We start from the raw sequence: 25,626 nt of genomic DNA, 5'->3' as shown, positions 1-25,626 counted from the left end.
CGCCACCACCACTTCCCCAGTGGCGCCCAATCTCGTAGCCCGTCATGCCGCCCAGCCCGCCAGCCGTGCCCGACGGCCAGCCGCGGCGGCTCGTCACGACATAGGGCTGCCGTCCGCGCCGCATGAGCGCCGACACAAAGAAGAACACGATGATGGCGATGGGGAACAGCACAGGCAGCCAGTCGCCAAGGCCATCGTCCTTCGCCTTGGCGCGGTCGGGACCGGCCAGCCCCTCCTTGTCGATGGTGGCTTGTATCGCCGAGATGCCCGCGGCCAGACCACCATAAAAATCATTCTGACGGAAATGCGGCGCCATCACGTCGCGCATGATGCGGGACGACATCGCATCGGTCAGCGATCCCTGCACGCCGCGCCCCACCTCGATCCGCATCTTGCGCAGCCCCGGCGGGTTGTCCTTGGCGATCGTCACGATCACGCCGTCATCCACGCCCTTGCGGCCCGCCTTCCATGCCTCCGCCACGCGGATGCTGTACTGGTCGATGGTCTCCGGCTCGGTGGTCGGCACCATCAACACGAAGATCTGGCTGCCGCGCTGCTGCTCGTACTCGGCCAGCACGTTCTCCAGCGCATTGCGCTGGTCGGCGCTCAGCGTGTTAGTCAGATCGGTGACGCGGGCCTGCAGCGGCGGCACGGCCACGAAACCATCGGCCGCCCATGCGGGCACGGCCAGCAGCCACATCAGGCAGCAGAAGGAGATCAGCCTGCGCATCATCGTTTCGCGGCGCTCAGAACTTCACGGCCGGCGGCGCGGAGATGGCTTTCTCGTTCTCCACCGTGAACGATGGCTTGACCGGGTACTTGAACACCATCGCGGTCAGGTTGGTCGGAAAGCTGCGCGCCAGCACGTTGTAGTCCTGCACGGCGGCGATATAGCGCTGGCGGGCCACCGTGATGCGGTTTTCTGTGCCTTCGAGTTGCGATTGCAGATCGCGGAAGGCGGCATCGGCCTTCAGCTGCGGATAGTTTTCGGCCACTGCCAGCAGTCGCGACAGCGCGCCGGTCAACTGACCCTGCGCCTGCTGGAATTTCGCGAACGCCTCGGGATCGTTCAGCGTCTCGGGCGTGACCTGGATGCTCGTGGCCTGCGCCCGCGCCCGCGTCACCGCCTCCAGCGTCTCGCGCTCATGGCTGGCATAGCCCTTGACCGTCGCCACGAGGTTCGGAATCAGGTCGGCGCGGCGCTGGTACTGATTCACCACCTCGCCCCACGACGCCTTCACGGCCTCATCCTTCTTCTGGAAATCGTTGTAGCCGCATGCCGAAAGCAGGCTGGCGAACAGGGCCAGCACCAGCCAGCGGAACAGGGCGGAAGCATTGTGCATGGTGAGCACTCCGAAAATCGAAAAGGCAAATATGGAGTGTAGTGCAGGTGATGTGGCGGGGATGTTCAATTTCTGTGGGCGTCGAGCGAGGGCATGCGGCGTTTGGGCAGCCGTGGTAGATTCGCTCCCATGCCGCAGACAGCCATCCTTTTTGCCTCCGCGCACGTTCCCGCTTCGGGCACGTCGATGATGGCTGCCTGCGCCAAAGCCAAAAAACAGTCGCTCGTCTGACCGGAGCGCGCTGTTCCGTCAGATGGGCGACGGAACAGTACCCGGCCGGGGAGAGCGGACCTGCCTCTCTTTCTTCCCTTCACGCGTCCTGCAACGTTGCACATCGGCGGTTTCTCACCCGGTCGTACGGAGTTTTCCGATGCAAACGATGCAACATGCTTTTCAAGGTATCTGGCTGCCGCTGGTCACCCCTTTTCTTGGTGACGCGGTGGACCACGCGGCACTGGCGAACATGGTCGCCCGCTACCGCGCCAGTGGCCTGTCGGGACTCGTGGTCTGCGGCAGCACCGGCGAGGCCGCAGCACTCGACGAAGCCGAGCAACTGGCGGTACTCGATACCGTGCTCGGCGCTGCCGGCGACATGCCCGTGACGATGGGCCTGGCCGGTAACCATCTCGGCAATGTCCTGGCCCGGCTCGACCGGCTTGGCAACTTCCCGCTGGCGGGAGTGTTGGCACCGGCGCCGTACTACATCCGCCCGTCGCAGGCGGGGCTGCTCGACTATTTCCGTCGCCTGGCCGATGCGTCGCGTGCGCCGCTGGTGCTCTATGACATCCCGTACCGCACGGGCGCCACGCTGACGCTCGATACGCTGCTGCAATTGGCCGACCATGACAATATTGTCGCCATCAAGGATTGCGGCGGCAACGTGCAGACCACGCAGGCGCTGATCGACGATGGCCGCCTGGCCGTGCTGGCCGGCGAGGATCTTCAGATGCTGAATACGCTGGAGCGGGGCGGGCAGGGCGCGATCATTGCGTCAGCCCATGTTCGCCCCGAGCTGTTCGTGGCGATCTGGCGGGCGATGCGCGAAGGCCGGATCGACGAGGCGCATCGCCTGTTCGATGCGCTGGTCCCACTGATGCAGGCCCTGTTCGCGGAACCGAACCCTGGGCCGGTCAAGGCGCTGCTGGCGCAGCAAGGCTGGTTGCGCAACAGCCTGCGCGCGCCGATGACGGCGGCCTCGTTTCCTCTCGCGGCACAGTTGGCGGCGCTGCACGAGGGGTTGGATGTGGTGTATGAATTTCGCTCCCCTCTCCCACTTGTGGGAGAGGGGCTGGGGGTGAGGGCATAGCGGTTCAAATGGCCGCTATCGCGTCTTGAGCCGCTGGCCCTCACCCCCGACCCCTCTCCCGCCATGCGGGAGAGGGGAGCGCATAACGTTGGGAGGTGGGCTCACCCCACCGCAAACGCCTTCTTCGCTGCCTCGATCGTCGTGGCAATGATTGCGTCGTCATGCTTCGCCGACACGAACCCGGCTTCGAATGCCGACGGTGCCAGATAGACGCCTTCGTTGAGCATCGCGTGGAAGAAGCGGTTGAAGCGGCCCACGTCGGCCTTCGTGACCTCTGCGAAGCTGGCCGGAATCTCGTTGGTGAAATACAGGCCGAACATGCCGCCGATGGCGTCGGCGGAGAACGGCACGCCGGCGGCGCGGGCGGCGGCGGTCAGGCCGTCGGTCAGCTTGCGCGTCTGCGTGGCGAGTCGATCGTAGAAGCCGGGCGCCTGGATCAGTTTCAGCGTGGTCAGGCCAGCGGCCACGGCCAGCGGGTTGCCGGACAGCGTGCCGGCCTGGTAGACGCCGCCCAGCGGTGCCAGCTTGGCCATGATGTCGCGGCGGCCGCCGAAGGCTGCGGCGGGCATGCCACCGCCGATGACCTTGCCAAGGCAGGTCATGTCCGGCTGGATGCCGTAGTGCGCCTGCGCGCCGCCCAGTGCCACACGGAAGCCGGTCATCACTTCGTCGAAGATCAGCACGGCACCGTGCTCGCTGCACAGGTTGCGCATGCCTTGCAGGAACGCCTCGCTGGCGCGCACCAGGTTCATGTTCCCGGCCACCGGTTCGACGATGACCGCGGCGATCTCGCCCTTGTGCTTGGCGAATGCCTCTTCCAGTTGCGCGACGTTGTTGTACTCCAGCACCATCGTGTGGCGCGTCACGTCGGCGGGCACACCGGCCGAGGACGGGGCGTTCTGCGTGGTGTCGGCAAACGTCAGCAGGCCCGAGCCGGCCTTGACCAGCAGGCTGTCCGCGTGACCGTGATAGCAGCCCTCGAACTTGACGATCAGGTCACGACCCGTGAACCCGCGCGCCAGCCGCAGCGCGCTCATGGTGGCCTCGGTGCCCGACGACACCAGTCGCACCTGCTCGATCGACGGCACAAGCTTGCAGATCTCCTCGGCCATCACGATCTCGGCCTCGGTCGGCGCGCCGAACGAGAAGCTCTGGACGGCGGTCTCCTGCACGGCGCGTACCACATCGGGATGGGCGTGGCCGACGATCATCGGGCCCCAGGAGCCGATGTAGTCGATGTATTGCTGACCATCCGCATCCCACATGTAGGCGCCATCGGCCCGGGTGATGAAGCGCGGCGTGCCACCCACGGAGCGGAAGGCGCGCACGGGCGAGTTGACGCCGCCGGGAATGGTTTGCTGGGCGCGGTCGAAGAGCTGTTGGTTTCGGGACATGGGAATCGGTTCGGGAAAATTCAGAGGATAGACGGGCGTCCGGCGGTGACAGGGGCGCATGCGGCGGGGCCAACTGGCCGGAAATCCAGCAAATCGGATCCAAAAGGGTGCCGTTCGAACGGCATCTCCCCGCTAAATTGCGCGAACGCGGCGATATCGGGCCAACTACGCGGTTTCATGGGTGGCGTCATCGGCGCTGATTGGGTACCATCATGCGCTGGATTTTAATGGAGAGTGGCAAGCGCCTGCATATATGGAATACAAGACTTGGATGTGCCTGATCTGCGGCTGGATTTACGACGAGGCTGCCGGCGCGCCGGAAGATGGCATCGCCCCGGGGACCAAATGGGAAGACGTGCCCATCAACTGGACCTGCCCGGAATGCGGGGCACGCAAGGAAGATTTCGAGATGGTTGCGATCTGACGCAAACCTTCTACTGTTCGTCGCGCCGAAGCGACAGAACGGCAGGTGGCGCCGGAATGTCCGGAGTGTCCGGATTGACGGCCCCACCTTGAATCGTCACACTCTGCGGCAAAACTGAGCATACGTCCGGCCATCTGGCACCGGGCGTGGCTTGCAGTAAAAGAACATCGAAAACATTGCAGTGTCGGCAGCGCGTTCGGGTACGCGCCGCCACCGGCAAGCCTTGTCAGGGCTACCGGGATTTTGATTGGGAATACGGTAATCGGGGGCCGCCGGCGCGTGCATTGCGCATTGCCGTGCGGAAGTTCTCAAGTGAATGCCGACGCCTGTCGCAATTTCAGGCAGTTGGCCGCGGGAACAAGATGCGGGTCAATCCTACTGAACAAGACACGTCTGTCGATGGGGTCGATGGCGGCGGCATGGCCGGCGTCAGCGACACCGGCGCGCCACGCAAGGCCGCCACGAAGGTGCTCGTGATCGACGACTCCAGCACCATCCGCCGCACCGCGGAAATCTTCCTGACGCAGGCAGGCTTCCGGGTCATGCTGGCCGAGGACGGCTTCGAGGCGCTCGCCAAGGTTGGCGACCTGCGCCCGGACGTCATCTTCTGCGACATCCTCATGCCGCGTCTCGACGGCTACCAGACCTGCTCCCTCATCAAGAAAAGCCCGCGCTTCCACGCCATCCCCGTGATCATGCTGTCGTCCCGCGATGGCGTGTTCGACCGATCGCGCGGGCGGCTCGTGGGCGCCCATAACCATCTTGCCAAGCCATTTTCCCGCGAAGCCCTGCTGGAGGCGGTGCAAACCTGCCTGGGCGGCTGCGTGGCGGAAGAGGGCGCGGCCGAGGCGGCATGATCCTGCCGCCGCAGCATTCAGGAATACAACAATGACCATCAGCAAAATCCTCATCGTCGACGATTCGCCTACCGAAGCCCTGTTCATGTCCGACCTGCTCGGCAAGAAGGGCTTCAAGGTTTCGGTAGCTGGCAACAGCGACCAGGCCCTGGCCCGGCTGGAAGCGGACACCTTCGACCTGATCCTGATGGACGTGGTGATGCCCGGCCAGAACGGCTACCAGACCACGCGCGCCATCAAGCGCGACGACCGCTTCAAGGACATCCCCGTCATCATGTGCACCAGCAAGGGCCTGGAGACGGACCGCATCTGGGGCATGCGACAGGGCGCGTCGGACTACATCGTCAAGCCCGTGGATGGCGAAGAACTGCTGACGAAGATCGCCGCGCTGACCCACTGAGCCCGAGCCACGAGCCCGAGCCGCTCTCGGGCTTTATTGCTGGCTTCCGGCCAGCCCTTGCCTCACGACCCGCTTCACCGGGACCCCGATCATGAATGCGCCGCGCCAGGACATCCGAGCCCGACAGACCCGACTGCATGACTACCAGGCCATGCTGGCCCGACGCCTGCGCGAGGCGCGCAGCATGCCGGCCGTGGACAGCTACCTCGGCGTGCTGGTGGGGCAACGCCACTGGCTGCTGCCGCTGACCGAAACCGGCGAAGTGCTGGAGATGCGCGCGCCAGCGCCCGTGCCGCTGACCCAGCCGTGGTATCGCGGCCTGGTCAACGCGCGGGGCAACCTGCTTGGCGTGATCGATTTCAGCCTGTTTGGCGGCGAGGGTCCGACGCCAGTGCAGCCCGGCAGCAAGATCGTGGTGTTGTCGCGGCACGTGGAACGGGCCTGCGGGATCATCGCCACACGCGTGGTGGGCCTGCGCCACGCGGTGGACCTGACGCCGTCCGCGCAGTCCCCCGAGGGCGATGCCTGGCACGGCGCGCCGCTGGTGGATCGCGACGGGCGCGACTGGCGGGTACTGGACATCGGCCGGTTGCTCGACGCACCCGCCTTTCTCCAGGTGGGCCGCAGCGCGGCCTGACCGGCCGGGCGGACACACCAAGAACAATCGAATAACGCAAGAAAACGAACAGAGGGTTGCTATGGTTATCAAGAAGATCAGCCTGGGTCGCCGCACCTCGGCCGCTGGTGGGGCCGGTGGCTCGGCGAATGCCGACGCGCCGCACACTTCGGTATTCGCCAAGGCGGCCAGCAAGACGGGTGGTCTGGGCCAGAGTCCGGCCGGGCAGATGTCGGGCTGGCTGACCAACATGCCGTTCGCGTCGCAACAGCGTGCGCTGACGGCGGGCGTGGTGGTGTCGCTGCTGGCCCTGCTGGCCTCGGTCTATCTTGATAACCGGCAGGCTACCAACGGCGCGGCGCAGATCGAAATCACCGGCAACATGCTGATGCATTCGCAGCGTCTGGGCAAGGCGGTGCCGGTGGCATTGCTCGGTAACGCGCAGGCATTCACGCAGCTGCGCCAGTCGAAGGAGCAGATGACGGCCGACTTGCTCGCGCTGCAGAACGGCAGCGACGAGATGCACGTGCGCGCGACAACGGGCGAGGCCGTGCCGCTGCTCGATAAAGCGCAGACGTCGTGGAAGCGCTCCGAAAAGAGCGCGGCCGACGTGCTGGCCCAGCAGCCCATCCTGACCACGATCGGCCAGACGCTGCAGATCTTCAATGCATCGAACCCCGAACTGCTCGAAGCCGCCGAGCAGGTGGCGGCGATCAAGCTCCAGGCGGGCTCGAATACCCGCGAGGTGGCTGCGTCCGCGCAGCTTGTGATGCTGACGCAGCGCCTGGGCAAGAACCTGAACGAGTTCCTTTCCGGCGAAGGCGTGAACCCGGAGACGGCGTTCCTGCTGGGCAAGGACACCAACACCTTCCGCGAAACGCTGGACGGCCTGACCAACGGCTCCGAGGCGCTGCGCCTGTCGCCGGCCAACGATGCCGAGACGCGCACGTACCTGAAGCAGCTTTCGGAGCGATTCGAGGCGGTGCAGAAGACCACGCAGACCATCCTGCAAAACCTGCCGGGCCTGATTGCAGCCAAGCGCGCGCAGCAGCAAATCTTCAACGACAACGAAGCCCTGCGCGGCGAACTGTCGCAACTGCAGACCACGTATGCCGAGGGCGCGCGGTTCCGACCGTGGACGCTGGGCGCGATGATCGCCTCCGCGGTGGCCACGCTGCTGTGCCTGGCCGGGCTGGCGGCGCTGTACCTGCGCGATTCGCGCGTCCGTACACTGGAAGCCGAGGCGCGCGAACGCGAGGCCGAAGCCCGTCGTCTCGACGAAAAGCGCAACAACGACACCACCCAGAAGGCCATTCTGCAACTGATGAACGAACTGCAGGACATCGCCGACGGCGACCTGACACGCCAGGCCACGGTGACCGAAGACATCACCGGCGCCATTGCCGACTCGGTGAACTACACGGTGGAAGAACTGAAGGAACTGGTGGGCCGCGTGCAGCAGACCGCCGGGGAAGTGCAGACCGCTTCGTCGCAGGTGCAGGAGACCTCGGTCCAACTGGCCGCGACGACCGAGGAACAGACGCGCCAGATTCGCCAGACCGGCGAATCGGTCGTGGAGATGGCGGACCGCATCACGCAGGTGTCGCGCGGCGCAGCCGAATCGGCGAATGTGGCGCGCGCCTCGCTGGCCGCTGCCGAACAGGGCCAGAACGCGGTGCAGAACGCCATCGCGGGTATGAACGGCATCCGCGAGCAGATCCAGGAAACCTCGAAGCGGATCAAGCGGCTGGGCGAATCGTCGCAGGAGATCGGTGAAATCGTCGAACTGATTTCGGACATTACCGAGCAGACCAACGTGCTGGCACTGAACGCTGCCATCCAGGCGGCGTCCGCGGGTGAAGCGGGTCGCGGGTTCTCGGTGGTGGCCGAAGAAGTGCAGCGCCTGGCTGAACGTTCGGGCGAAGCTACCAAACAGATTGGCGCCCTGATCCGCACGATTCAGACCGATACGCAGGACGCGGTCCACGCCATGGAGCAGAGCACGGCCGGCGTGGTCGAAGGGGCACGCCTCTCGGACAACGCCGGTGCCGCACTGGTGGAGATTGGCCGCGTGTCGCGCCAGTTGGCCGAGCTGATCGAGCAGATCTCGCAGACCACGTCGCACGAGGCCGGTCTGGCCACCAACGTGGCGCACCACATCGAAGGCATCCTGGAGGTCACGGCCCAGACGACGGCCGGTACGCGCCAGACCGCTACCTCGGTGCGCCAGCTGACGGCGCTGACCGAAGAACTCCGTAACTCGGTATTGCGATTCAAGATCGCCTGAGGCGGGCCCGTTACCTAACGGGCACACCGGAACTCGTCATGTCCTTGCATTCAACAGTTACCAGCGACGTGGCCGATCCGGCCGCTTCGCAACCGCCCGTAGCCGCCGAGCATGAGCCACTGATCCCGGCGGCTCCGCCGGCCGCGCCGCTGCGCGACCTTTCCGTGCTGGCCTGGCTGGCGCCGAGCCTGCGCACGGCGCTCGACGATGCAGCGGCCGAGTTGGGCCACTATGTCGACGAGATCCGCCAGACGCCCGAGGCGCTGGGCGCGCGCGACACCACCTCGCTGCGCCTGGCGGGCCAGCAATTGCATCAGGCCGCTGGCGCGGTGCATATCGTCGGCCTGCGCGGCGTGGATGCCTATTGCCAGGCGCTGCGCCGGTTGCTGGAAGCGGTCGATACGAGTGCCGTGCCTGCCGATGCCGGCACACTGGCGGTGTTTCGCACAGGCGTGCAGGCACTGGCGGAATATGTGGACGACCTGATGGCCGGCGACGCGGAAGATCCGTTGCGCCTGTTCCAGCCCTATGCCGCCGCGCTGTCCTTGATAAAGGAAGAGCGCATCCATCCGGCCGACCTCTGGGGCGAAGAGTTGCAGATGCTGCCCGGCATCGTGCTGCCCACGCTTTCGGCGTCGGCGGTCACGCGTGCGCGCCAGCGTTTCGAAGCCGCGCTGCTCAAGGCGCTTCGGCTGCCTACCCCATGCACGGACGCTTCGCTGCTGCGTGAAGCGTGGCTGCCGCTGCAGGCGGCACTCGACGAAGTACGCCATCACGAACAGGACGCCCGCCGCACGACCGATACGCCCGATCGTGGCATCTGGCACACGCTGGCCATGGTGTTCCGGGCCCTGGCGCATGGCCTGCTGCCGTCGGACCTGCTCGCCAAGCGATTTGCCGCGCGCGTGCACCTGTTGGTGCGCCAGTACCTGCAAGGCCAGGTTCGCGTGCCGCAGGCTCTGCTCAACGATGCGGTGTTCTTCCTCGTCAATACCGGCCTGACACCCGATGGTGATCCTGCTACGACGCCGCCTGCGACGCAGGCGTCCATCGGCGTGCTGCGTGCGGACATCACGCGCTCGCTCCAGGCCTTCCGTGTGGATGCAGCGCACGCGGTGGCGCGGGCCGATTTCCAGCAGCGTTACTACGGCTGGCTCGATCCGATCGATACCCGCAACCTTCAGCACGCGGCCACTGCCATCGGCCGTGCCGCCAGTGACGATCAGTCAGGCTGGGAACTGGCGCTGGCCTCGCTGGCCGAGGCGGCGATGCCGCTGGCCCAGCCCGCGCTGCAACAATGTCTGACGGCCGCCGCCGCGTATGCAGGACAGCGTCCTGCCGGCGATGCGCTAGGCCGCGCCGGCGTGGCGCTGTTCCTGTCGCGCGCACTCGCCATGCCGTGGCGCGTGCATGGCAAGTCCGGCCACATCGCCGCACGGATCTTTGCGGAGCAGTGCGCGGTCCTGGAAGGCGCTTTGGGCGATGCTGCTGCCACCGCGCCGGACTGGCTGGCGGAGATGGTGCAGGTGGCTGGCGCCCAGGCGCAACGTGCCGAAGCCGTGTCCCAGTTGCGTGCCCAGCTTGACAGCGGGGAATCGTGGCTTGATACGTATGACCGCAATGCGGCGCGTGCCGATGCGCCGCAAGCGCTGGATGACGCCGCCCAGGCTTTCGGGGCGTTGCTGGCGACGCTGGAAAATATCCATGGCAGCACGGCCATGCCCGAAGGTGCCGACGAGCCTGCCGACGCCGCGCTGGCAGCCGCACGCTCTGTGATGGGGCGGCTGGCCGTGCTGCGCGAGACCGAACACGAGACCGCCCGCGTCGATCAGCTTTCCGACATCGCGGCCGAGCTGGGCGCGGTCCATTCGTTCGCGGACCTGCTCGAATTTGGCCGCAAGGCCGGTGCCGATGCGGAGGACGATCCCTTGGCATGGATTGCTTCGGAGCACGAGAGTCTGCCGCAGGGTACGCTCGGCGCGGCCCGGAGCGCCGCCATGGATGCGATCCGCGTGGCGGCTGCCGCCGATTCTCCCGAAATTCAGCGGCTGCGCGCCGCACTGCAGGCTGTGGCCGACCATGCCACCATCGACGATAACGCCACGCTGCGCCGCCAGGCCAGCGAGGCGGCGACGCAACTGAACGCCTGGCTGGCCGGCAGCGATTCCGCCGCCGAGCGTCTGGTTGTGGCACTGGCCGATCCGATACCTGCTGCAGCTGCGCCGGCCGCACCGCTGCCGATGACGGCACCCGTGCCGGTCGATGCGGCGGCCATCGACGCAGAACTGCTCGAGATCTTCCTGTTCGAGGCCGAGGAAGTGCTCGGCAACATCGCTGCCGATATGGCGGGTGGCATCGACGCGCTGGGCGATGCCGACGCGCTGAGCCGCCTGCGCCGCGCGTTCCATACCTTGAAGGGCTCCAGCCGCATGGTGGGCCTGAATCGGTATGGCGAAGCGGCGTGGGCTGTGGAACAGTTGATGAACCTGTGGATCGCCGAGGGTCGCGCTCCGCTGCCGGCATTGCTGACGCTGCTGAACCAGGCGCATGACCTGCTGCGCGAATGGGCGCTGGCGCTGCGCGACGATTCGTCCACGCTGCGTGATATCGCGGCATTGGTGGATGCGGCGCAGGGCGTGCGCGAGCCGGGTTCGGTTCAGGCGGTGCCGGAATCCAGGTCCGTCGATGCTGTGGATGCCATCTCTGCCGGGGATCCGCTCGATGCCCTGCTGGCCGAGGCCGAAGCCATCGAGATTCCAGCCCTGCCCGATGAACCGATCGTTCCGGAGGGCAATGCCGACATCGACAGCAACGTGCTGCCGTTCCGCCTTGGTGGTGGGCTGGCCGACGAGGACGACCACTACAAGGTTATCGGCCCGGTTCGCATCGGGCTGGCGCTCTATAACGTCTATTTGCAGGAAGCCGACGATCTGCTGCGGCAGTTCGCCACGGATCTCTCCGAGTGGAAGCACGAGAACCATCCGTGCCCGAGCGAACTCGCGCTGCGCGTGGCACACACGCTGCAGGGCAGCGCATCGACAGTCGGCCTGACACCGGTGCGCGATATCGCCGAGGCGCTGGAACAACTGCTGTTGCTGCTGGGCCGTCATCCGGTGGTGATGCATCCGGCCGACTTCCGTCTGCTCGATATGGCCGTGGACAGCCTGCGCGCGATGCTGCACCAGTTCGCTGCCGGCATCTGGCCCGATGCGGATCCGTCGCTGTGTCGCGACCTGAACGATTTTGGCGAACGCGCGCTGGTGCGTCCGCGTGCGGCGGTGCCGCCCGAGCAGTCCGCCGGGCAGGAGGGCTCTGTCTCGCAGTTGTTTGGCAGCCAGCCGCCGTCGCCTGTGTCGCCGCTGCCCGAGATCGACAATGCGGCGCAAGCGCCCGCGCCCGGGTTGCCGCCGGTGAAGCTGACGCCTGTGGTGTCGCTCCCGCCGATCGTGCCGACTCCGGCTGCCATCACCCCGGTCACGGAAGTCCATGACGCGGTGGTGATCACGATGCCGACGCCGCGCCACGATTCCGTTGCCGTGGCACACGTATCGGCCAGCTCGCCCGATGTTCCAGAGACGCTGCCCGAGGTGCCGACCGATGCCTCGTCGCTCGACCCCGCACTCGTCGAGATCTTCCTCGAAGAAGCGCAGGGTGCCTTGCCGGATCTTGGCAAGCTGGTGCGGACGTGGGAAGCCTCGCCCGAGGAGTTGCAGCAGGGCGGGTTGATCCTGCGCGGGCTGCACACGCTCAAGGGCAGCGCCCGCATGGCCGGGGCAATGGCGCTGGGCCAGGCAGCGCACGAAATGGAAACGCTGCTGGATGCCAGCGTGCGCGGCCAGCGCGTGACCCCCGACTTGTTCGGCAAGCTCTACGCCTGGTACGACCGCATCCTGGCGCACGTCGAGGCATTGCAGAACGGCCAGTTGCTGCCGGTGGACGATGCGGACGTGGTGAACGGACTTGTCGCTGCCGCGCCGGAGCCAGCTTCTCCATCGCAGGCGCTGGTGCCAACGCAGGTCATCGCGCCGCCATCGATCCAGCCCGTCGTGGCGCTGCCGACCGATGCCGAACGCCAGCGCGCGCTGGTGCGCGTGCAGGCTCGCACGCTCGATACGCTGATCAACGATGCCGGCGAAGTGGGTGCCACACGTGCCCGTCTCGACAGCGAACTGCTGGCGCTGCGCAGTTATCTTGGTGAACTGAACGACAACGTCGCGCGTCTGCGCATGCAGCTGCGCGAGATCGAAATCCAGGCCGAAACGCAGATGGCGTCGCGTATTGCGGACGCCCAGCACAACCAGGAATTCGATCCTCTCGAGTTTGACCGTTTCACGCGCTTCCAGGAACTGACGCGAATGATGGCCGAGTCGGTCAACGACGTGGCAACCGTGGAGCAGAATCTGCAGCGCGGCTTCGACCGCGCCTCGGGTGACCTCGCCGCACAGGCACGGCTGACGCGCGGGCTGCAACGCGGCCTGATGCAGGCGCGCATGGTGCAGTTCGATGCGCTGGCCGAACGGCTGTACCGTGTGGCACGCCAGTCTGCCACCGAAACCGGCAAGGAAGTGCGCCTGCTGATCAAGGGCGGTACGGTGGAAATCGACCGCTCGGTGCTGGACCGCATGGCTGGCCCCATCGAGCACTTGATCCGCAATGCCGTGGTACATGGCATCGAACCGGCGGAGACGCGTCGCGCGGTGGGCAAGTCGGCCACTGGGGCGCTGACGCTGGAAGTGCAGCAGGAAGGCAACGAGGTCGTGCTGACGTTCTTCGACGACGGCAGCGGCCTGGACCTCGGCCGCATTCGCGAGCGCGCGGTGTCGCGACATCTGCTGGCCGCCGACGAGGATGTCAGCGAGGCGCGTCTGACCGAACTGATCTTTGCGCCGGGGTTCACCACCGTCGATACGGTGTCCGAACTGGCGGGACGCGGCGTGGGCATGGACGTCGTGCGCTCGGAGACCGTGGCACTCGGCGGCCGGATTACGCTCTCTACCGAGGCAGGACGCGGCACGAGCTTCACGGTGCATCTGCCGCTGACCACGGCTATCACGCAGGTGCTGCTGGTGTCGCTGGGTGGTCGCCTGTACGCGATCCCGAGTGGCATGATCGACCAGGTCCACCAGTTGCGCGAAAAGCCGCTGCTCGATGCATACAACGCGGGCCGCTTTGCTGCCGGCGGACTGGAAGCACCGTTCTTCTACTTCGGCGCGCTACTGGAAGAAGTGGCGGCGATGGGCTCGGGCCGCAAGTATTCTCCGGTGGTGGTGGTGCGCTCGGGCGCCGAACGCGTGGCCGTGCATGTGGACGACGTGATCGGCAATCGCGAAGTGGTGGTGAAGCACATCGGCCCCCATCTGGCACGTCTGGAAGGTATCGCCGGTGCCACGACGCTGGGCGATGGCGAGATCGTGTTGATCTACAACCCGGTGGTGCTGGCCCAGCGCTGGGTACGCGAACGCGGCGAGGCATCGCCCGCTGTGCCGCTGCTGGTGGCGGGGGTGCCGCCGCAGATGGGCGCTGTGGCCGAGTTGGTCGATGCCAATACCTCGGTACCGGTCGCCGGTCTGCTGACCCAGCCAACAGTCATGGTGGTGGACGATTCGCTGACGGTGCGCAAGGCCAGCCAGCGTCTGTTGACGCGTGCGGGATACAAGGTGGTACTGGCGCGCGATGGTGTGGATGCGCTGAAGCAACTGCAGGAAGTGATGCCCGATGCCATGCTGGTCGACATCGAGATGCCGAATATGGACGGCTTCGACCTGACGCGCAACGTGCGCGCCGACAACGACACCAACCACATGCCCATCGTCATGATCACGTCGCGAACGGCAGAGAAGCACCGTCGCTACGCCGCGGAGATCGGCGTGAACGTGTACCTGGGCAAGCCGTTCAACGAGGATGAGTTGCTGCGTACGCTGCAGCAGCTGATCGGGGAAAAGGCGGAAGGGACAGCGGGGTCGGTGGCGCAGATGTTGGGGGATGCTTAAGCATTAAATCTCCCTAGTGTTTTGCTCCCCTCTCCCGTTCTGCGGGAGAGGGGCGGGGGAGAGGGCCAGCAGTTCAAATTGCGATGTGGTCGGCAAGCAGAACCGCCAGCCCTCTCCCCCAACCCCTCTCCCAGAGGGAGAGGGGAGTAAAGACCAAACGCGGCTCAATCGGCCTTCCGGTTCACCATCCTTGCCGGCACTGACAACGTCAGTGCCGCGCCCACCACCAGACACACGGCCAGCAGATACATGCCCGAGTCCGTGCTCTTGGTCAGGTCCTTCAGCCAGCCCACCGCATAGGGGCTGATGAATCCCGCCAGATTCCCCAGCGAGTTGATCAGCGCGATGCCTGCCGCAGCGCCCGTCCCGGCGAGGAACGCCGTGGGCAGGCTCCAGAACAACGGCAATGTTGTCAGGATGCCGATGGTGGCCAGCGTCAGCGCGATCATGGCCATCGTCGTATCGCCGTGCCATTGCACCGACAGCACCAGACCCAGCGCGCCCAGCAGGGCCGGGATTGCAATGTGCCAGCGGCGCTCGCCGCGACGGTCAGCGCTGTAGGCCACCACGATCATGCCGATCACCGCGCAGCCGTAAGGAATCGCCGTCAGCAGGCCCACATCGAGTGCGCCTTTGACGCCGGTCTGCTTGATGATCGTCGGCAGCCAGAAGCTCACGCCATACAGTCCCATCACGAAGCTGAAGTAGATCGCGCTCATCAGCCAGACACGTGGGCTAAACAGCACGGTACGGATGGGCGGATCTTCCTTGTGCTGGTCTTCGGCTGCGATATTGCGTTCGAGCAGCGCCTTTTCCTCCTCGGTCAGCCACTTTGCGTGCCGGATGCGGTCATCGAGGCGCACCAGCACCCAGATGCCGACGAGCACCGACGGAATGCCTTCGATCAGGAACATCCATTGCCAGCCCGACCAGCCGTTATGGCCGTCGAAGTTCTGCATGATCCAGCCCGACAGCGGCCCGCCGATCACGCCCGACAGCGCAATGGCCGTCATGAAGAACGTGGTGGTGCGACCGCGACGATTGGCCGGATACCAGTAGGTCAGGTACAGGATGATGCCGGGGAAGAAGCCCGCCTCGGCGATACCGAGCAGAAAGCGCAGCACGTAGAACATCGTCGGCGTGGTGACGAACATCATCGCCGCCGAGATCAGGCCCCAGGTAATCATGATCCGCGCAATCCAGATGCGCGCGCCTACCTTGTGCAGGATGACGTTGCTCGGCACCTCGAACAGGAAGTAGCCGATGAAGAAGATGCCTGCGCCCAGCCCGTAGATGGTCTCGCTGAACTGCAGGTCGTTGAGCATCTGCAGCTTGGCAAAGCCTACGTTCACGCGGTCCAGATAGGCCACGACATAGCAGAGCAGCAGGAAGGGGACGAGGCGCCAGCTCACCTTGCGGTAGGTGGCGTCCTCGAAGGCGGCGTCATGCGCACCGGCATGGGCTGCGGTGGAAGTCATGGGTGTCTCCTTTCTCGGTTTGTCCGATTTTTTGTTGTACTGCCGGGATACTTCCGGGGTGCTAACAACGAACGGTCAGACGCAGCGACCGCCGTCCACTTCGATGCAGGTGCCGGTGATGAAATTGGCGTCGTCCGAGGCCAGGTAGAGGCAGGCGTTGGCAACGTCCTGCGGCGTGGACATGCGGCCCATCGGAATCGTGGCGAGGAATTTCGCGCGATTCTCCGGCGTATCGGGCACGCCCATGAATTGTTCGAGCAAGCCCGTGGCGCCGATTACCGGGTTGACGCAGTTGACGCGGATATTGTCGGGACCGAGTTCCGCAGCCATGGCCTTGCTGGCCACGATCACGGCGCCTTTGCTGCCGTTGTACCAGACCAGCCCCGGACGCGGCCGGATACCGGCGGTGGATGCAACGTTCACGAAGTTGCCGCCGCCGTGCTGCCGGAAATGCGGGATGAAGTGTTGGGCCGACCAGTAGATGCTCTTGACGTTGACCGCATAGACGCGGTCGAAGTCTTCCTCGGTGATGTCGAGGATCGGCTTGTTGCGGTGGGTGGTGCCCGCGTTGTTGACCACGCAGTGCACGCGGCCAAACGCGGCGATGGTGGCATCGCGCATCGCGGCTACGTCGTCGCCATGCGAGACATCGGCCCGCACGGCGCGCGCCTGGCCGCCCGCATCGCGAATGGCGGACGCCACGCGTTCCGCGGCGTCGAGGTTCAGGTCGGCCACCATCACGCTGGCGCCTTCGCGCGCAAACGTGTGCGCGATGCCTTCTCCGAAACCCGAGCCGCCGCCCGTCACTACCGCTACCTTGCCAGCCAGTCTGGTCATTGCCTGTCTCCTGTCTTGGTGAAGGCCCGGCGCGGTCTGTCGTCTATTGCCTGGTGCCGCACTGCGGGCGGAACAACGTTGATAAACGCAAAAACAAAAAAGAACGATGGGTTAGAACGGTCCCTTGTTACGCAAGGCGTTGCCGACCATCATGATCGCCAGCAGAAACGGCAGTGCCACGTAGAGGCACCAGTGGACGCGGTCGCCCACGGTCTCGCCCCATTTGCGCTTGAAGATCTGGAGGCGGGGCATGCCCGACGGATTCGTCGCGCGCTTGGCCCGGACATGCCATGCCATCCAGAAAAAGAAGATGGCGAAGGCGACCGAGAGGAAATTGATGTTACCCATGCTGAATGGCGATAGTTTTCAAAGTGGTGAATCCGTACAGGGCTTCAAAGCCCTTTTCACGGCCGTAGCCTGAATGGCCTGTGCCGCCGAACGGCAGCTCGACGCCGCCGCCGGCGCCATAGTTGTTGATGAAGACTTGCCCTGCGCGCAGCTTGCGCGCCAGGCGCATCTGCCGCGCACCGTCGCGCGTCCAGACGCCCGCCACCAGCCCGTAGGCGGTGCCATTAGCCATGCGGACGGCTTCGTCCTCGGTGTCGAACGGCATGGCTGCCAGCAGCGGGCCGAAGACTTCTTCCTGCGCCAGCCGATGCGTGGGCGGCACGTCGCGGAACAACATCGGCACCTGGTAGTAACCGGACTCCGGCGCCTCGCCCACGATCTGGCCCTGCGCCATGACCGAAATGCCGGCGTGCTGCGCATCGGATACGAAATCCCACACGCGTTGCTGCTGCTTGCGGCTGATCAGCGGGCCGCATTCCAGATCGAGTTCAGACGGGCCCACGCGCAGAGATTCGAACACGCCCGACAGGCGGTCCAGCAGTGCCTCGTAGACCGGGCGCTCCACCAGCAGGCGGCTGCCGGCCGAGCAGGTCTGGCCGGCATTCTGCACGATGCCGTTGACCACCACGGGCAGCAGGGCGTCGAGGTCGGCATCCGCAAAGACTACTTGCGGCGATTTTCCGCCTAGTTCGAGTGTCACGGGCACGTGGTTCTCGGAAGCCAGTTGCGAGACCAGCTTGCCGGTCTGCGGCGATCCGGTGAACGAAATGTGATTGATGCCAGGATGGCGGGCCAATGCAGCGCCGGCCTCGTGGCCATAGCCGGTGACGATGTTCAGCGCGCCTTCGGGCAGGCCAACTTCGGCGGCCAGTTCGGCCACGCGCAGGATCGACAGGCAGGCATCCTCGGCAGGCTTGACCACGCAGGCGTTGCCGGTGGCCAGCGCCGCGCCGACGCTGCGTCCGAAGATCTGCAGCGGATAGTTCCAGGGAATGATGTGGCCGGTCACGCCGTGCGCCTCGCGCACGGTCAGAACGGTGTAGCCAGCCTGGTAGGGGATGGTCTGGCCGTGCAGCTTGTCGGCTGCACCCGCGTAGAACTCGAAATAGCGGGCCACGGCGCGGGCGTCGGCGCGAGCCTGGCGCAGCGGCTTGCCCGTGTCGCGGGCTTCCAGCGCGGCCAGTTCGTCCTCGTGCTCCATCAGCTTGACGGCCAGGCGGTTCAGCAGGCGGACGCGGTCGGCCGGGTTCATCGTGCCCCAGGCGCCTTCGGCGGCCTGGCGGGCGGCGTGGACGGCCACGCTGATATCGGTGGCGTTGCCCCGGGCGATCTCGGCAAAGGGCTGGCCGCTGGAGGGATCGAACACCTTGATGCGCAGGCCAGAATCGGGGGCGATCAGGCGATTGGCGACGAAATGCTGGGCGTGCATGCAGGTCTCCACGGCTCCGGTTATGGAGCACATGCTGAAATTCGGGAATGCCGCATTATCGCGCACCGCGACCTTGATGCAAGGCAGGGTTCGCCACATGGTCCCGGCCGGGGCGCCAAACCGGCCGCCGCGCCCGGCCGCGCCTGCGTTGTCAGCATCTGGTCAGGGCTGACCCGCTATAATGCCGCCCATCCCATTTCACAGGTATTCGGAGAACTCGCATGAGCTTCAACCTCGTTTCCCCGGGCAAGGACCTGCCCAACGATTTCAACGTCATCATCGAGATCTCCGCACAGAGCGATCCCGTGAAGTACGAGGCCGACAAGGAAACCGGGCTGCTGTTCGTGGACCGTTTCATCGGCACCGGCATGCGCTATCCGGCCAACTACGGCTTCATTCCCCAGACCCTGTCCGGTGACGGCGACCCCGTGGACGTGCTGGTGCTGAGCCCGTTCCCGATCCTGGCCGGCGCTGTCGTGCGCTGCCGCGCCCTGGGCATGCTGAAGATGACCGACGAGTCGGGCGTGGACGCCAAGCTCGTGGCCGTGCCGGTGGACAAGCTCTCGCCGGCTACCGCCTTTATGAAGGGCCTGTCGGATGTGCCGCAAAACCTGCTCGACCAGATCAAGCACTTCTTTGAGAACTACAAGGCACTCGAAGCAGGCAAGTGGGTCAAGGTGGAAGGCTGGGCCGGTATCGAGGAAGCCCACAAGGAAATCACCGACGGCGTGGCGAACTTCAAGAAGTAAGCGGCATCTTGTGCGATGCGAACCCCGCTGCGGCGGGGTTTTTTATTGGCCGTCCTGATCCGCGACAACGCGGGGACCCAAGCGTCGGCGTTAGGCTTGCCGCTCCCCACATAAGCCGTCCACGAACGATGTCGTACTCCCAACCCCCTTCCGACCAGTCAGTCATTGTCCGGCCCTCCTCACCCGCGGATGTCCCCTTCCCGAGCTTCGAGCGCTATGACGCCATGGCCATCGCCTTCCACTGGCTGATGTTCCTGCTGATCGCGGTCGCGTACGCGACGATCGAACTGCGCGACTTTGCCGACAAGGGCACGCTCGCGCGCATGGTCCTGATGGAATCGCATAAGTGGTCCGGTGCACTGGTGCTGGTCCTGGCGGTGCCCCGGCTGCTGTGGCGCCTGTTCAATGGCGCGCCCGCGCCGGAACCCGGGCCGCGCTGGGGCCATCGGCTCGCCAGCCTGATGCACGGCGCGTTATACCTGTTCCTGATCGCGCAGCCATTGATCGGCATCGTGATGATGAATGCGGCAGGGCGCATGCTGGTTGTGCCGATCCTGGGCATCGAAATACCTGCCATCGTGGCACCGAGCGAAGCGCTCAACGATGCGGCAGGCGATGCGCACGAACTGATTGGCAATGCGTTCTACCTGATCATCGGCTTGCATGCCATGGCCGCGCTGTTCCGACACTACATGCTGGGCGACAACACGATGCGGCGCATGTCGCGTCGCCGGTAGTCGAGTTTCAGTTCAGTCTGCCTCGGCCTGCCGTGCGAACGGGTTGCGTTCGTTGAGTTCGTCGAGGTAGGCATCCATCCCCTGGCGTTCGCGTTCCAGAAAGCGCTCCACCGCATCGGCGAACGACGGATGCGCCAGCCAGTGCGCCGAGCGCGTGGCCACGGGCAGAAAGCCCCGCGCCATCTTGTGCTCGCCCTGCGCGCCACCCTCGAAGGTACGAATCCCCTCGGCAATACAGAACTCCAGCGGCTGGTAGTACGCGGTCTCGAAGTGCAAGCACGCGTGATGTTCCAGCGCGCCCCAATAGCGGCCATACAGCGTACTCACTGCCGGGTCGGCGTCGTAGACCACCAGGGAGCTGGCAATGTCGTGGCCGTCGCGCTGGGCGATGACTAGCAGCAGGTTTTCCGGCATCGCCTCGCCGATCTTCCGGAAGAAATCCAGGTTCAGGTAAGGCGTGGAATGATGCTCGCGGTACGTCTGCCGATAACATCGGTTGAAGAATTTCCACGCGTCATCGTCGATCTGCACGCCGCGCAACTGGCGGAACGTGATGCCGGCGTCGGCCACACGGCGCCGCTCGGCGCGGATGTTCTTGCGCTTCTTCTGCGACAGCGTGGCCAGGAACGCGTCGAAGCTTTCGTATCCCGGATTGGTCCAGTGGAACTGCACGCCGTGGCGCATCATCAGGCCGGCCTCGTCCATGAGATCGGCTTCATGGTCGGACGGAAACAGGATGTGGAGCGACGACAGCTGGCTCTCTTCGGCCAGCGTCAGCGCAAAACGCAGAAGAATGCGCCGCGCGAGATCGTCCTCGGCCAGCAGGCGGGCGCCGCGCACCGGCGTGAACGGAATGGCCGACAGCAGCTTGGGGTAGTAGGGAATGCCATGCTGGCGATAGGCGTCGGCCCAGGCCCAGTCGAATACGTACTCGCCATAAGAGTGCGACTTGGCATACAGCGGCATCGCAGCCGCCAGCCGGTCTTTGCCTGGCGCCTTGCCATCCGTCACCCAGATCGTCAGGAAGCGCGGCGACCAGCCAGTGTCATCGTCAGCGCTGCCGCTGCCATGCAATGCATGCAGGAAGGCGTGGCGCAGGAACGGCGTGGGTTCGGGTTGCGTGGCGAGCAGGGCATCCCAGTCGGCGGCATCGATCTCGGCAAGGTCCGACACGATTTCCGTGCGGTATTCGGGGCGCGGTTCGGTCATCGGGGCGCGGTCATGAGGGCAGGCGGGAGCAGACAAGGGGACGACGGCAGGGCTGGCCGAGTCTACCGGAATCGCCTGTGTGCTGCAGGCGTAGTCAGCGTGACGCCGACGCCGTCTATGGGCTTGGCGTCGTAGAATGCCTCCATTGCTTCCATCGCGCCTCCCCCTGGGCCCTGACATGACGCACCCGTTCTATAACCTCTATTCCCACGGCTTTGCGCGCGTGGCCGTTGGCGTGCCCGAGTGCCGTGTGGCCGATCCGGCGTTCAATGCCGAGCAGACCATTGCGCTGGCCCGCCAGGCGGCGGACGGCGGCGCCGTGCTGGTGGCGTTCCCCGAACTCGGGCTGCCGGCTTACACCTGCGACGATCTGTTCCACCAGCGCGCACTGCTGCGCGAGTGCGAACTGGCGCTGCAGGCCATCGTCGAGGCATCCACCGGCATCCGCGCCGCGATCATCGTCGGCATGCCTGTGCTGGTGGAGCACCAGTTGTTCAACTGCGCGGTGGTGGTCAACAACGGCGCGGTGCAGGGCGTGGTGCCGAAATCCTACCTGCCGAACTACTGGGAATTCTACGAAGCCCGCCAGTTCAGCCCGGCCGACTGCGCGGCCATCGACACCCTCTCGCTGCTTGGCGCGGAGGTGCCGTTCGGCGCCAACCTGCTGTTTGAGATCGAGAACATTCCGTTCTTCCGTTTCCACGTGGAAATCTGCGAGGACGTCTGGGTGCCAATCCCTCCGTCGTCGTTTGCGGCGCTGGCCGGCGCCACGGTGCTGGTGAACCTGTCGGCATCGAACATCGTGGTGGGAAAGTCGGGCTATCGGCATCAACTGGTGTCGCAGCAGTCGGCGCGCTGCATGGCCGCCTACCTGTACACCTCGGCCGGCAAGGGCGAATCCACCACCGACCTGGCCTGGGACGGTCAGGCACTGATTTGCGAGAACGGCGAGCTGCTAGGCGAATCCGAGCGCTTTGCCGACAGTTCGCATCTGCTGTTCGCCGATGTGGACCTGGAGCGGCTCTCGCGCGAGCGCATGCACCAGACTTCGTTCGGCCAGTCGGTGCGCCGGCATCGCGAGGAAGTGGAACAGTTCGACGTGGTGGCGTTTCGCGTGGACCTGCCGGCGGGGACGCTGCCGCTGGAGCGTCGCGTCGAGCGGTTCCCGTACGTGCCGGCCGACCCGCGCCGTCGCGACGAGCGCTGCATGGAGGTCTACAACATCCAGGTGCAGGCGCTGGTGCAGCGGCTGTCTTCGAGCAAGATTGCCAAGGTGGTAATCGGCGTATCGGGCGGACTTGATTCCACGCACGCGCTGCTGGTCTGCGCCCAGGCGATGGATCGCCTGGGTCTGCCGCGCGCCAACATCCTGGCCTATACGATGCCGGGCTTTGCCACGAGCGACCGCACGCTGAAGCAGGCACGCGAGTTGATGGAAGTGGTGGGCTGCACCGCGCGCGAGATCGATATCCGGCCCAGTTGCATGGCGATGCTCAAGGATCTGGATCACCCCTATGCACGCGGCGAGCCGGTGTTCGACGTGACCTTCGAGAACGTGCAGGCCGGCGAGCGGACCAACCACCTGTTCCGGCTGGCCAACCACAACGGCGCCATCGTGATCGGCACGGGCGATCTCAGTGAACTCGCGCTGGGCTGGTGTACGTACGGTGTGGGCGATCACATGTCGCATTACAACGTCAACGCGAGCGTGCCCAAGACGCTGATCAGCCACCTGGTGCGCTGGGTGGCCGATACTGGTCAGGTCATCGACAGCGGCAAGGAGGTGCTGATGGCGGTGCTCGACACGGACATCAGCCCCGAACTGGTGCCGAGCGGTGCGGCAGCGGGCGGCCTGGACAAGGCGCCCGAGCAGAAGACCGAGCAGATCATCGGGCCGTACGAGCTGCAGGATTTCAACCTGTACTACACGCTGCGCTACGGTTATTCGCCGTCGAAAGTGGCCTTTCTTGCGCTTCATGCATGGAGCGACGTGGAGCGCGGCGCGTGGCCCAATGGCCCGCATGTGGCCCGCAACAGCTATCAACTCCCGGAAATCAAGCGCATCCTCGGCATCTTCGTCGATCGGTTCTTCCGCACCAGCCAGTTCAAGCGCTCGTGTGTGCCGAATGCACCGAAGGTTGGTTCGGGCGGCTCGCTGTCGCCACGTGGCGACTGGCGTGCGCCCAGCGATGGGGAGTCGGCGGTGTGGATGCGTGATCTGGCGCGGATTCCCGATCAAGCCGATTGACCCGTTTGAGGGGGCTCATCGAGTCCCCGTCTGGCATAAGGATTGCGGACAATGTGGGGGTGCCCGCAATCCGCATGTGGTGTTTCGGGCTAGAATCTGACATCTTCCGACATCAGAGACACAGAGGCCAGCCATGAAGCAGATTACCGCCATCATCAAACCGTTCAAGCTCGACGAAGTGCGCGAAGCGCTGGCAGATGTGGGTGTGACGGGCCTGACGGTGACCGAGGTGAAGGGCTTCGGCCGCCAGAAGGGTCATACTGAACTGTATCGCGGCGCCGAATACGTGGTGGACTTCCTCCCGAAGATCAAGATCGAAGTGGTCGTGGCCGAGAACCAGTTGGACACCGTGCTCGACGCCATCGTCAAGGCCGCCCACACCGGCAAGATCGGCGACGGCAAGATCTTCGTGACCGAAATCGAACGCGTGATCCGGATTCGCACGGGCGAACAGGATGAAGCAGCTGTTTGAGCGGTTGTTGGGTTTGAGTTGAGAAAGAGCCGGCGAATGCCGGCTTTTTTGTTGGCGTTTTTTGAATCTACCTATTGTTTGATTCCCCTCTCCCGCTGTGCGGGAGAGGGGAGAAAAACAGTGGTACGCCGATTTCAACTCGGCAACTTCCACTTGAACTGCACCGACAGCAGCCGCATGCTCACCGTCACCAGTGCCCCCGCCAGCAGCGCCACTTCCTGCCCGGTGCGCAGCCACGTCAGGCCCACGTACACCCAGCAGCCAAAGAACGAGCAGGTCGCGTAAGGCGAGCGGTCACGCAGGATCATCGGTACTTCGTTGCAGAGTACGTCGCGCACTACGCCGCCGAACACGGCCGAAATGATGCCCATCATGACGGCCACCGTCGGCGTCATCTGGGCCACCAGCGCCAGGGAAGTGCCCGTGACCGAGAACAGTCCCAGGCCGATGGCATCGGCTACCAGCATCGTGCGGTCGGACGCCACGCTGCTGACCACGCGGAACACGATGGCCGCGCCGATCGACATCGCAAAGATCAGCAGCACGTAGTATTCATGCTCGACCCAGTAGAACGGGCGCCGATCCAGCAGCACGTCGCGCAGGGTGCCGCCGCCGAACGCCGTGGCAAAGGCGACGATAAAGGTGCCCACGGCATCCATCCGCTGCCTGCGTGCATCGACCACGCCAGACACGGCAAACGCGAGCACACCGATGACCTCCATCACATGCAGGATCAGCGGCAGCCGCCCCATCAGCAGATCGAACGGCAGGTGCATGGGTGTCAGGGTTTGGGTTGGCGCAGCAGTACCATCAATGCGCCGGCGCCACCCTGGGACTCGCGCGCCTGGACGAAGGCGATCACTTCCTCTTTCTGCACGAGCCAGCTGCGCACCTTGCCCTTGAGCACGGGCAGCTTGTCGGGCGAGCCGATGCCCTTGCCGTGGATCACGCGCACGCAGCGCACGCCGTTACGCACCGAGCGGCGCAGAAAGTTGGCCAGTGCCTCGCGCGCCTCGTCGCTGCGCAGGCCATGCAGGTCCACTTTGTCCTGCGGCACCCACTCGCCGCGTCGCAGCTTCTTGATCACGTCTTCGCCAATGCCGGGACGGCGAAACGACATGGTCTCGTCGATATCGAGCAGGTTCTCGACATCGAACTCGTCGGACAGCGATGCTTCGAGCACGGCCTTGTCGTTGAGCTGGCTTTGGACCGGAATGGGGGCGGGGGCTTTGCGGGGCGTCGGCACATGGTTGCGGTCGCGCAGCGTGCTGACCTGGCCGACGTTGGCGCGGAAGACGTTGGCTTCTTCGGCAGCGCGTTGTGCGGCGGCCTCGGCGGCCAGCCGCTCGGCTTCGCGCCGTTCGGCTTCCACCTTCAGGTTGTCTCGCAGGGCGGCCAGATCGTTCAGGCCGAACCGCTTCGGGGGAGTCTTGGCGCCTTGTGGCATGGGAAAATCTCCAGATACGCGCGTCGATTATAAGGAAAACGGGGACGGCCGCGGC

General features: G+C 65.2%; 21 protein-coding genes. 11 read left to right on the top strand and 10 right to left on the bottom strand.

Annotated features, from left to right (window positions below):
- Positions 1-733, bottom strand: a 733-nt coding sequence (locus FFS21_RS20850) for a TPM domain-containing protein (protein ID WP_137926687.1), incomplete at its 3' end; no start/stop codon positions are given.
- A 13-nt stretch (positions 734-746) separates the two neighbouring features.
- Positions 747-1,343 carry a LemA family protein gene (locus FFS21_RS20845; protein ID WP_137926686.1) on the bottom strand — a complete coding sequence of 199 codons (597 nt, stop codon included), beginning with the start codon at positions 1,341-1,343 and terminating at the stop codon, positions 747-749.
- Between the two features lie 370 nt (positions 1,344-1,713).
- Between FFS21_RS20845 and dapA the strand changes: the two genes are divergently transcribed.
- Positions 1,714-2,649: a 4-hydroxy-tetrahydrodipicolinate synthase gene (dapA, locus tag FFS21_RS20840; protein ID WP_137926685.1), complete on the top strand. Its 936-nt coding sequence runs from the start codon at positions 1,714-1,716 to the stop codon at positions 2,647-2,649.
- A gap of 101 nt (positions 2,650-2,750) precedes the next feature.
- Here dapA and hemL read toward each other — a convergent pair whose 3' ends face one another.
- Positions 2,751-4,043, bottom strand: coding sequence for a glutamate-1-semialdehyde 2,1-aminomutase (hemL, locus tag FFS21_RS20835; protein ID WP_137926684.1), 1,293 nt, complete (start codon positions 4,041-4,043; stop codon positions 2,751-2,753).
- A gap of 253 nt (positions 4,044-4,296) precedes the next feature.
- Here hemL and FFS21_RS20830 point away from each other — a divergent pair, with 253 nt between their 5' ends.
- The 6 genes from FFS21_RS20830 (at position 4,297) to FFS21_RS20805 (ending at position 14,617) form a co-directional block, all read left to right on the top strand.
- The gene (locus FFS21_RS20830; RefSeq protein ID WP_008644874.1) at positions 4,297-4,467 is read left to right on the top strand and encodes a rubredoxin; all 171 of its coding nucleotides are present in this window, start codon (positions 4,297-4,299) and stop codon (positions 4,465-4,467) included.
- A gap of 362 nt (positions 4,468-4,829) precedes the next feature.
- The gene (locus FFS21_RS20825; RefSeq protein ID WP_137926690.1) at positions 4,830-5,324 is read left to right on the top strand and encodes a response regulator; all 495 of its coding nucleotides are present in this window, start codon (positions 4,830-4,832) and stop codon (positions 5,322-5,324) included.
- A gap of 31 nt (positions 5,325-5,355) precedes the next feature.
- Positions 5,356-5,724, top strand: a complete 369-nt coding sequence (locus FFS21_RS20820) for a response regulator (RefSeq protein ID WP_137926683.1) — start codon at positions 5,356-5,358, stop codon at positions 5,722-5,724.
- Positions 5,725-5,815: 91 nt separating this feature from the next.
- Positions 5,816-6,361 carry a chemotaxis protein CheW gene (locus FFS21_RS20815; RefSeq protein ID WP_137926682.1) on the top strand — a complete coding sequence of 182 codons (546 nt, stop codon included), beginning with the start codon at positions 5,816-5,818 and terminating at the stop codon, positions 6,359-6,361.
- 61 nt (positions 6,362-6,422) lie between these two features.
- A complete protein-coding gene (locus FFS21_RS20810; protein ID WP_137926681.1) occupies positions 6,423-8,627 on the top strand; it encodes a methyl-accepting chemotaxis protein in 2,205 nt (734 codons plus the stop codon).
- 38 nt (positions 8,628-8,665) lie between these two features.
- Entirely contained in the window at positions 8,666-14,617 is a 5,952-nt protein-coding gene (locus FFS21_RS20805; RefSeq protein ID WP_137926680.1) for a hybrid sensor histidine kinase/response regulator, read from the top strand.
- Positions 14,618-14,781: 164 nt separating this feature from the next.
- Here FFS21_RS20805 and FFS21_RS20800 read toward each other — a convergent pair whose 3' ends face one another.
- The 4 genes from FFS21_RS20800 to FFS21_RS20785 form a co-directional block, all read right to left on the bottom strand.
- On the bottom strand, positions 14,782-16,095 hold the full coding sequence (locus tag FFS21_RS20800; protein WP_137926679.1) for an MFS transporter: 1,314 nt from the start codon (positions 16,093-16,095) through the stop codon (positions 14,782-14,784).
- A gap of 75 nt (positions 16,096-16,170) precedes the next feature.
- Positions 16,171-16,932 (bottom strand): SDR family oxidoreductase, encoded by a 762-nt coding sequence (locus tag FFS21_RS20795; RefSeq protein WP_137926678.1) that lies wholly within the window; start codon positions 16,930-16,932, stop codon positions 16,171-16,173.
- A 111-nt stretch (positions 16,933-17,043) separates the two neighbouring features.
- Positions 17,044-17,280, bottom strand: coding sequence for a hypothetical protein (locus FFS21_RS20790; RefSeq protein ID WP_137926677.1), 237 nt, complete (start codon positions 17,278-17,280; stop codon positions 17,044-17,046).
- The gene (locus FFS21_RS20785; RefSeq protein WP_137926676.1) at positions 17,273-18,709 is read right to left on the bottom strand and encodes an aldehyde dehydrogenase family protein; all 1,437 of its coding nucleotides are present in this window, start codon (positions 18,707-18,709) and stop codon (positions 17,273-17,275) included. The genes FFS21_RS20790 and FFS21_RS20785 overlap by 8 nt, the downstream gene beginning before the upstream one ends.
- A gap of 221 nt (positions 18,710-18,930) precedes the next feature.
- On the opposite strand from FFS21_RS20785, the gene ppa reads away from it, so the two are divergent.
- Positions 18,931-19,458 (top strand): inorganic diphosphatase, encoded by a 528-nt coding sequence (gene ppa / locus FFS21_RS20780; RefSeq protein ID WP_137926675.1) that lies wholly within the window; start codon positions 18,931-18,933, stop codon positions 19,456-19,458.
- A gap of 224 nt (positions 19,459-19,682) precedes the next feature.
- On the top strand, positions 19,683-20,195 hold the full coding sequence (locus FFS21_RS20775) for a cytochrome b (protein WP_370459298.1): 513 nt from the start codon (positions 19,683-19,685) through the stop codon (positions 20,193-20,195).
- A gap of 12 nt (positions 20,196-20,207) precedes the next feature.
- Here the strand turns inward: FFS21_RS20775 and FFS21_RS20770 are convergent, their stop codons facing one another.
- The gene (locus FFS21_RS20770; RefSeq protein WP_137926673.1) at positions 20,208-21,404 is read right to left on the bottom strand and encodes a GNAT family N-acetyltransferase; all 1,197 of its coding nucleotides are present in this window, start codon (positions 21,402-21,404) and stop codon (positions 20,208-20,210) included.
- Positions 21,405-21,582: 178 nt separating this feature from the next.
- Between FFS21_RS20770 and FFS21_RS20765 the strand changes: the two genes are divergently transcribed.
- Complete coding sequence (locus FFS21_RS20765; RefSeq protein WP_137926672.1) at positions 21,583-23,652, top strand: NAD(+) synthase; 2,070 nt, start codon at positions 21,583-21,585, stop codon at positions 23,650-23,652.
- A gap of 133 nt (positions 23,653-23,785) precedes the next feature.
- The gene (gene glnK / locus FFS21_RS20760) at positions 23,786-24,124 is read left to right on the top strand and encodes a P-II family nitrogen regulator (RefSeq protein WP_006162803.1); all 339 of its coding nucleotides are present in this window, start codon (positions 23,786-23,788) and stop codon (positions 24,122-24,124) included.
- A gap of 134 nt (positions 24,125-24,258) precedes the next feature.
- On the opposite strand, the gene FFS21_RS20755 is transcribed toward glnK, so the two are convergent.
- Together FFS21_RS20755 and FFS21_RS20750 are read right to left on the bottom strand one after the other, a co-directional pair.
- On the bottom strand, positions 24,259-24,900 hold the full coding sequence (locus FFS21_RS20755; protein ID WP_137926671.1) for a trimeric intracellular cation channel family protein: 642 nt from the start codon (positions 24,898-24,900) through the stop codon (positions 24,259-24,261).
- Between the two features lie 5 nt (positions 24,901-24,905).
- Entirely contained in the window at positions 24,906-25,571 is a 666-nt protein-coding gene (locus tag FFS21_RS20750; RefSeq protein WP_137926670.1) for a Smr/MutS family protein, read from the bottom strand.
- Positions 25,572-25,626 lie beyond the last annotated feature (55 nt).

This window comes from Cupriavidus sp. 2SB (assembly GCF_005503625.1).
Lineage (GTDB): Bacteria > Pseudomonadota > Gammaproteobacteria > Burkholderiales > Burkholderiaceae > Cupriavidus.
This window is presented reverse-complemented; position numbering and strand designations above follow the sequence as displayed.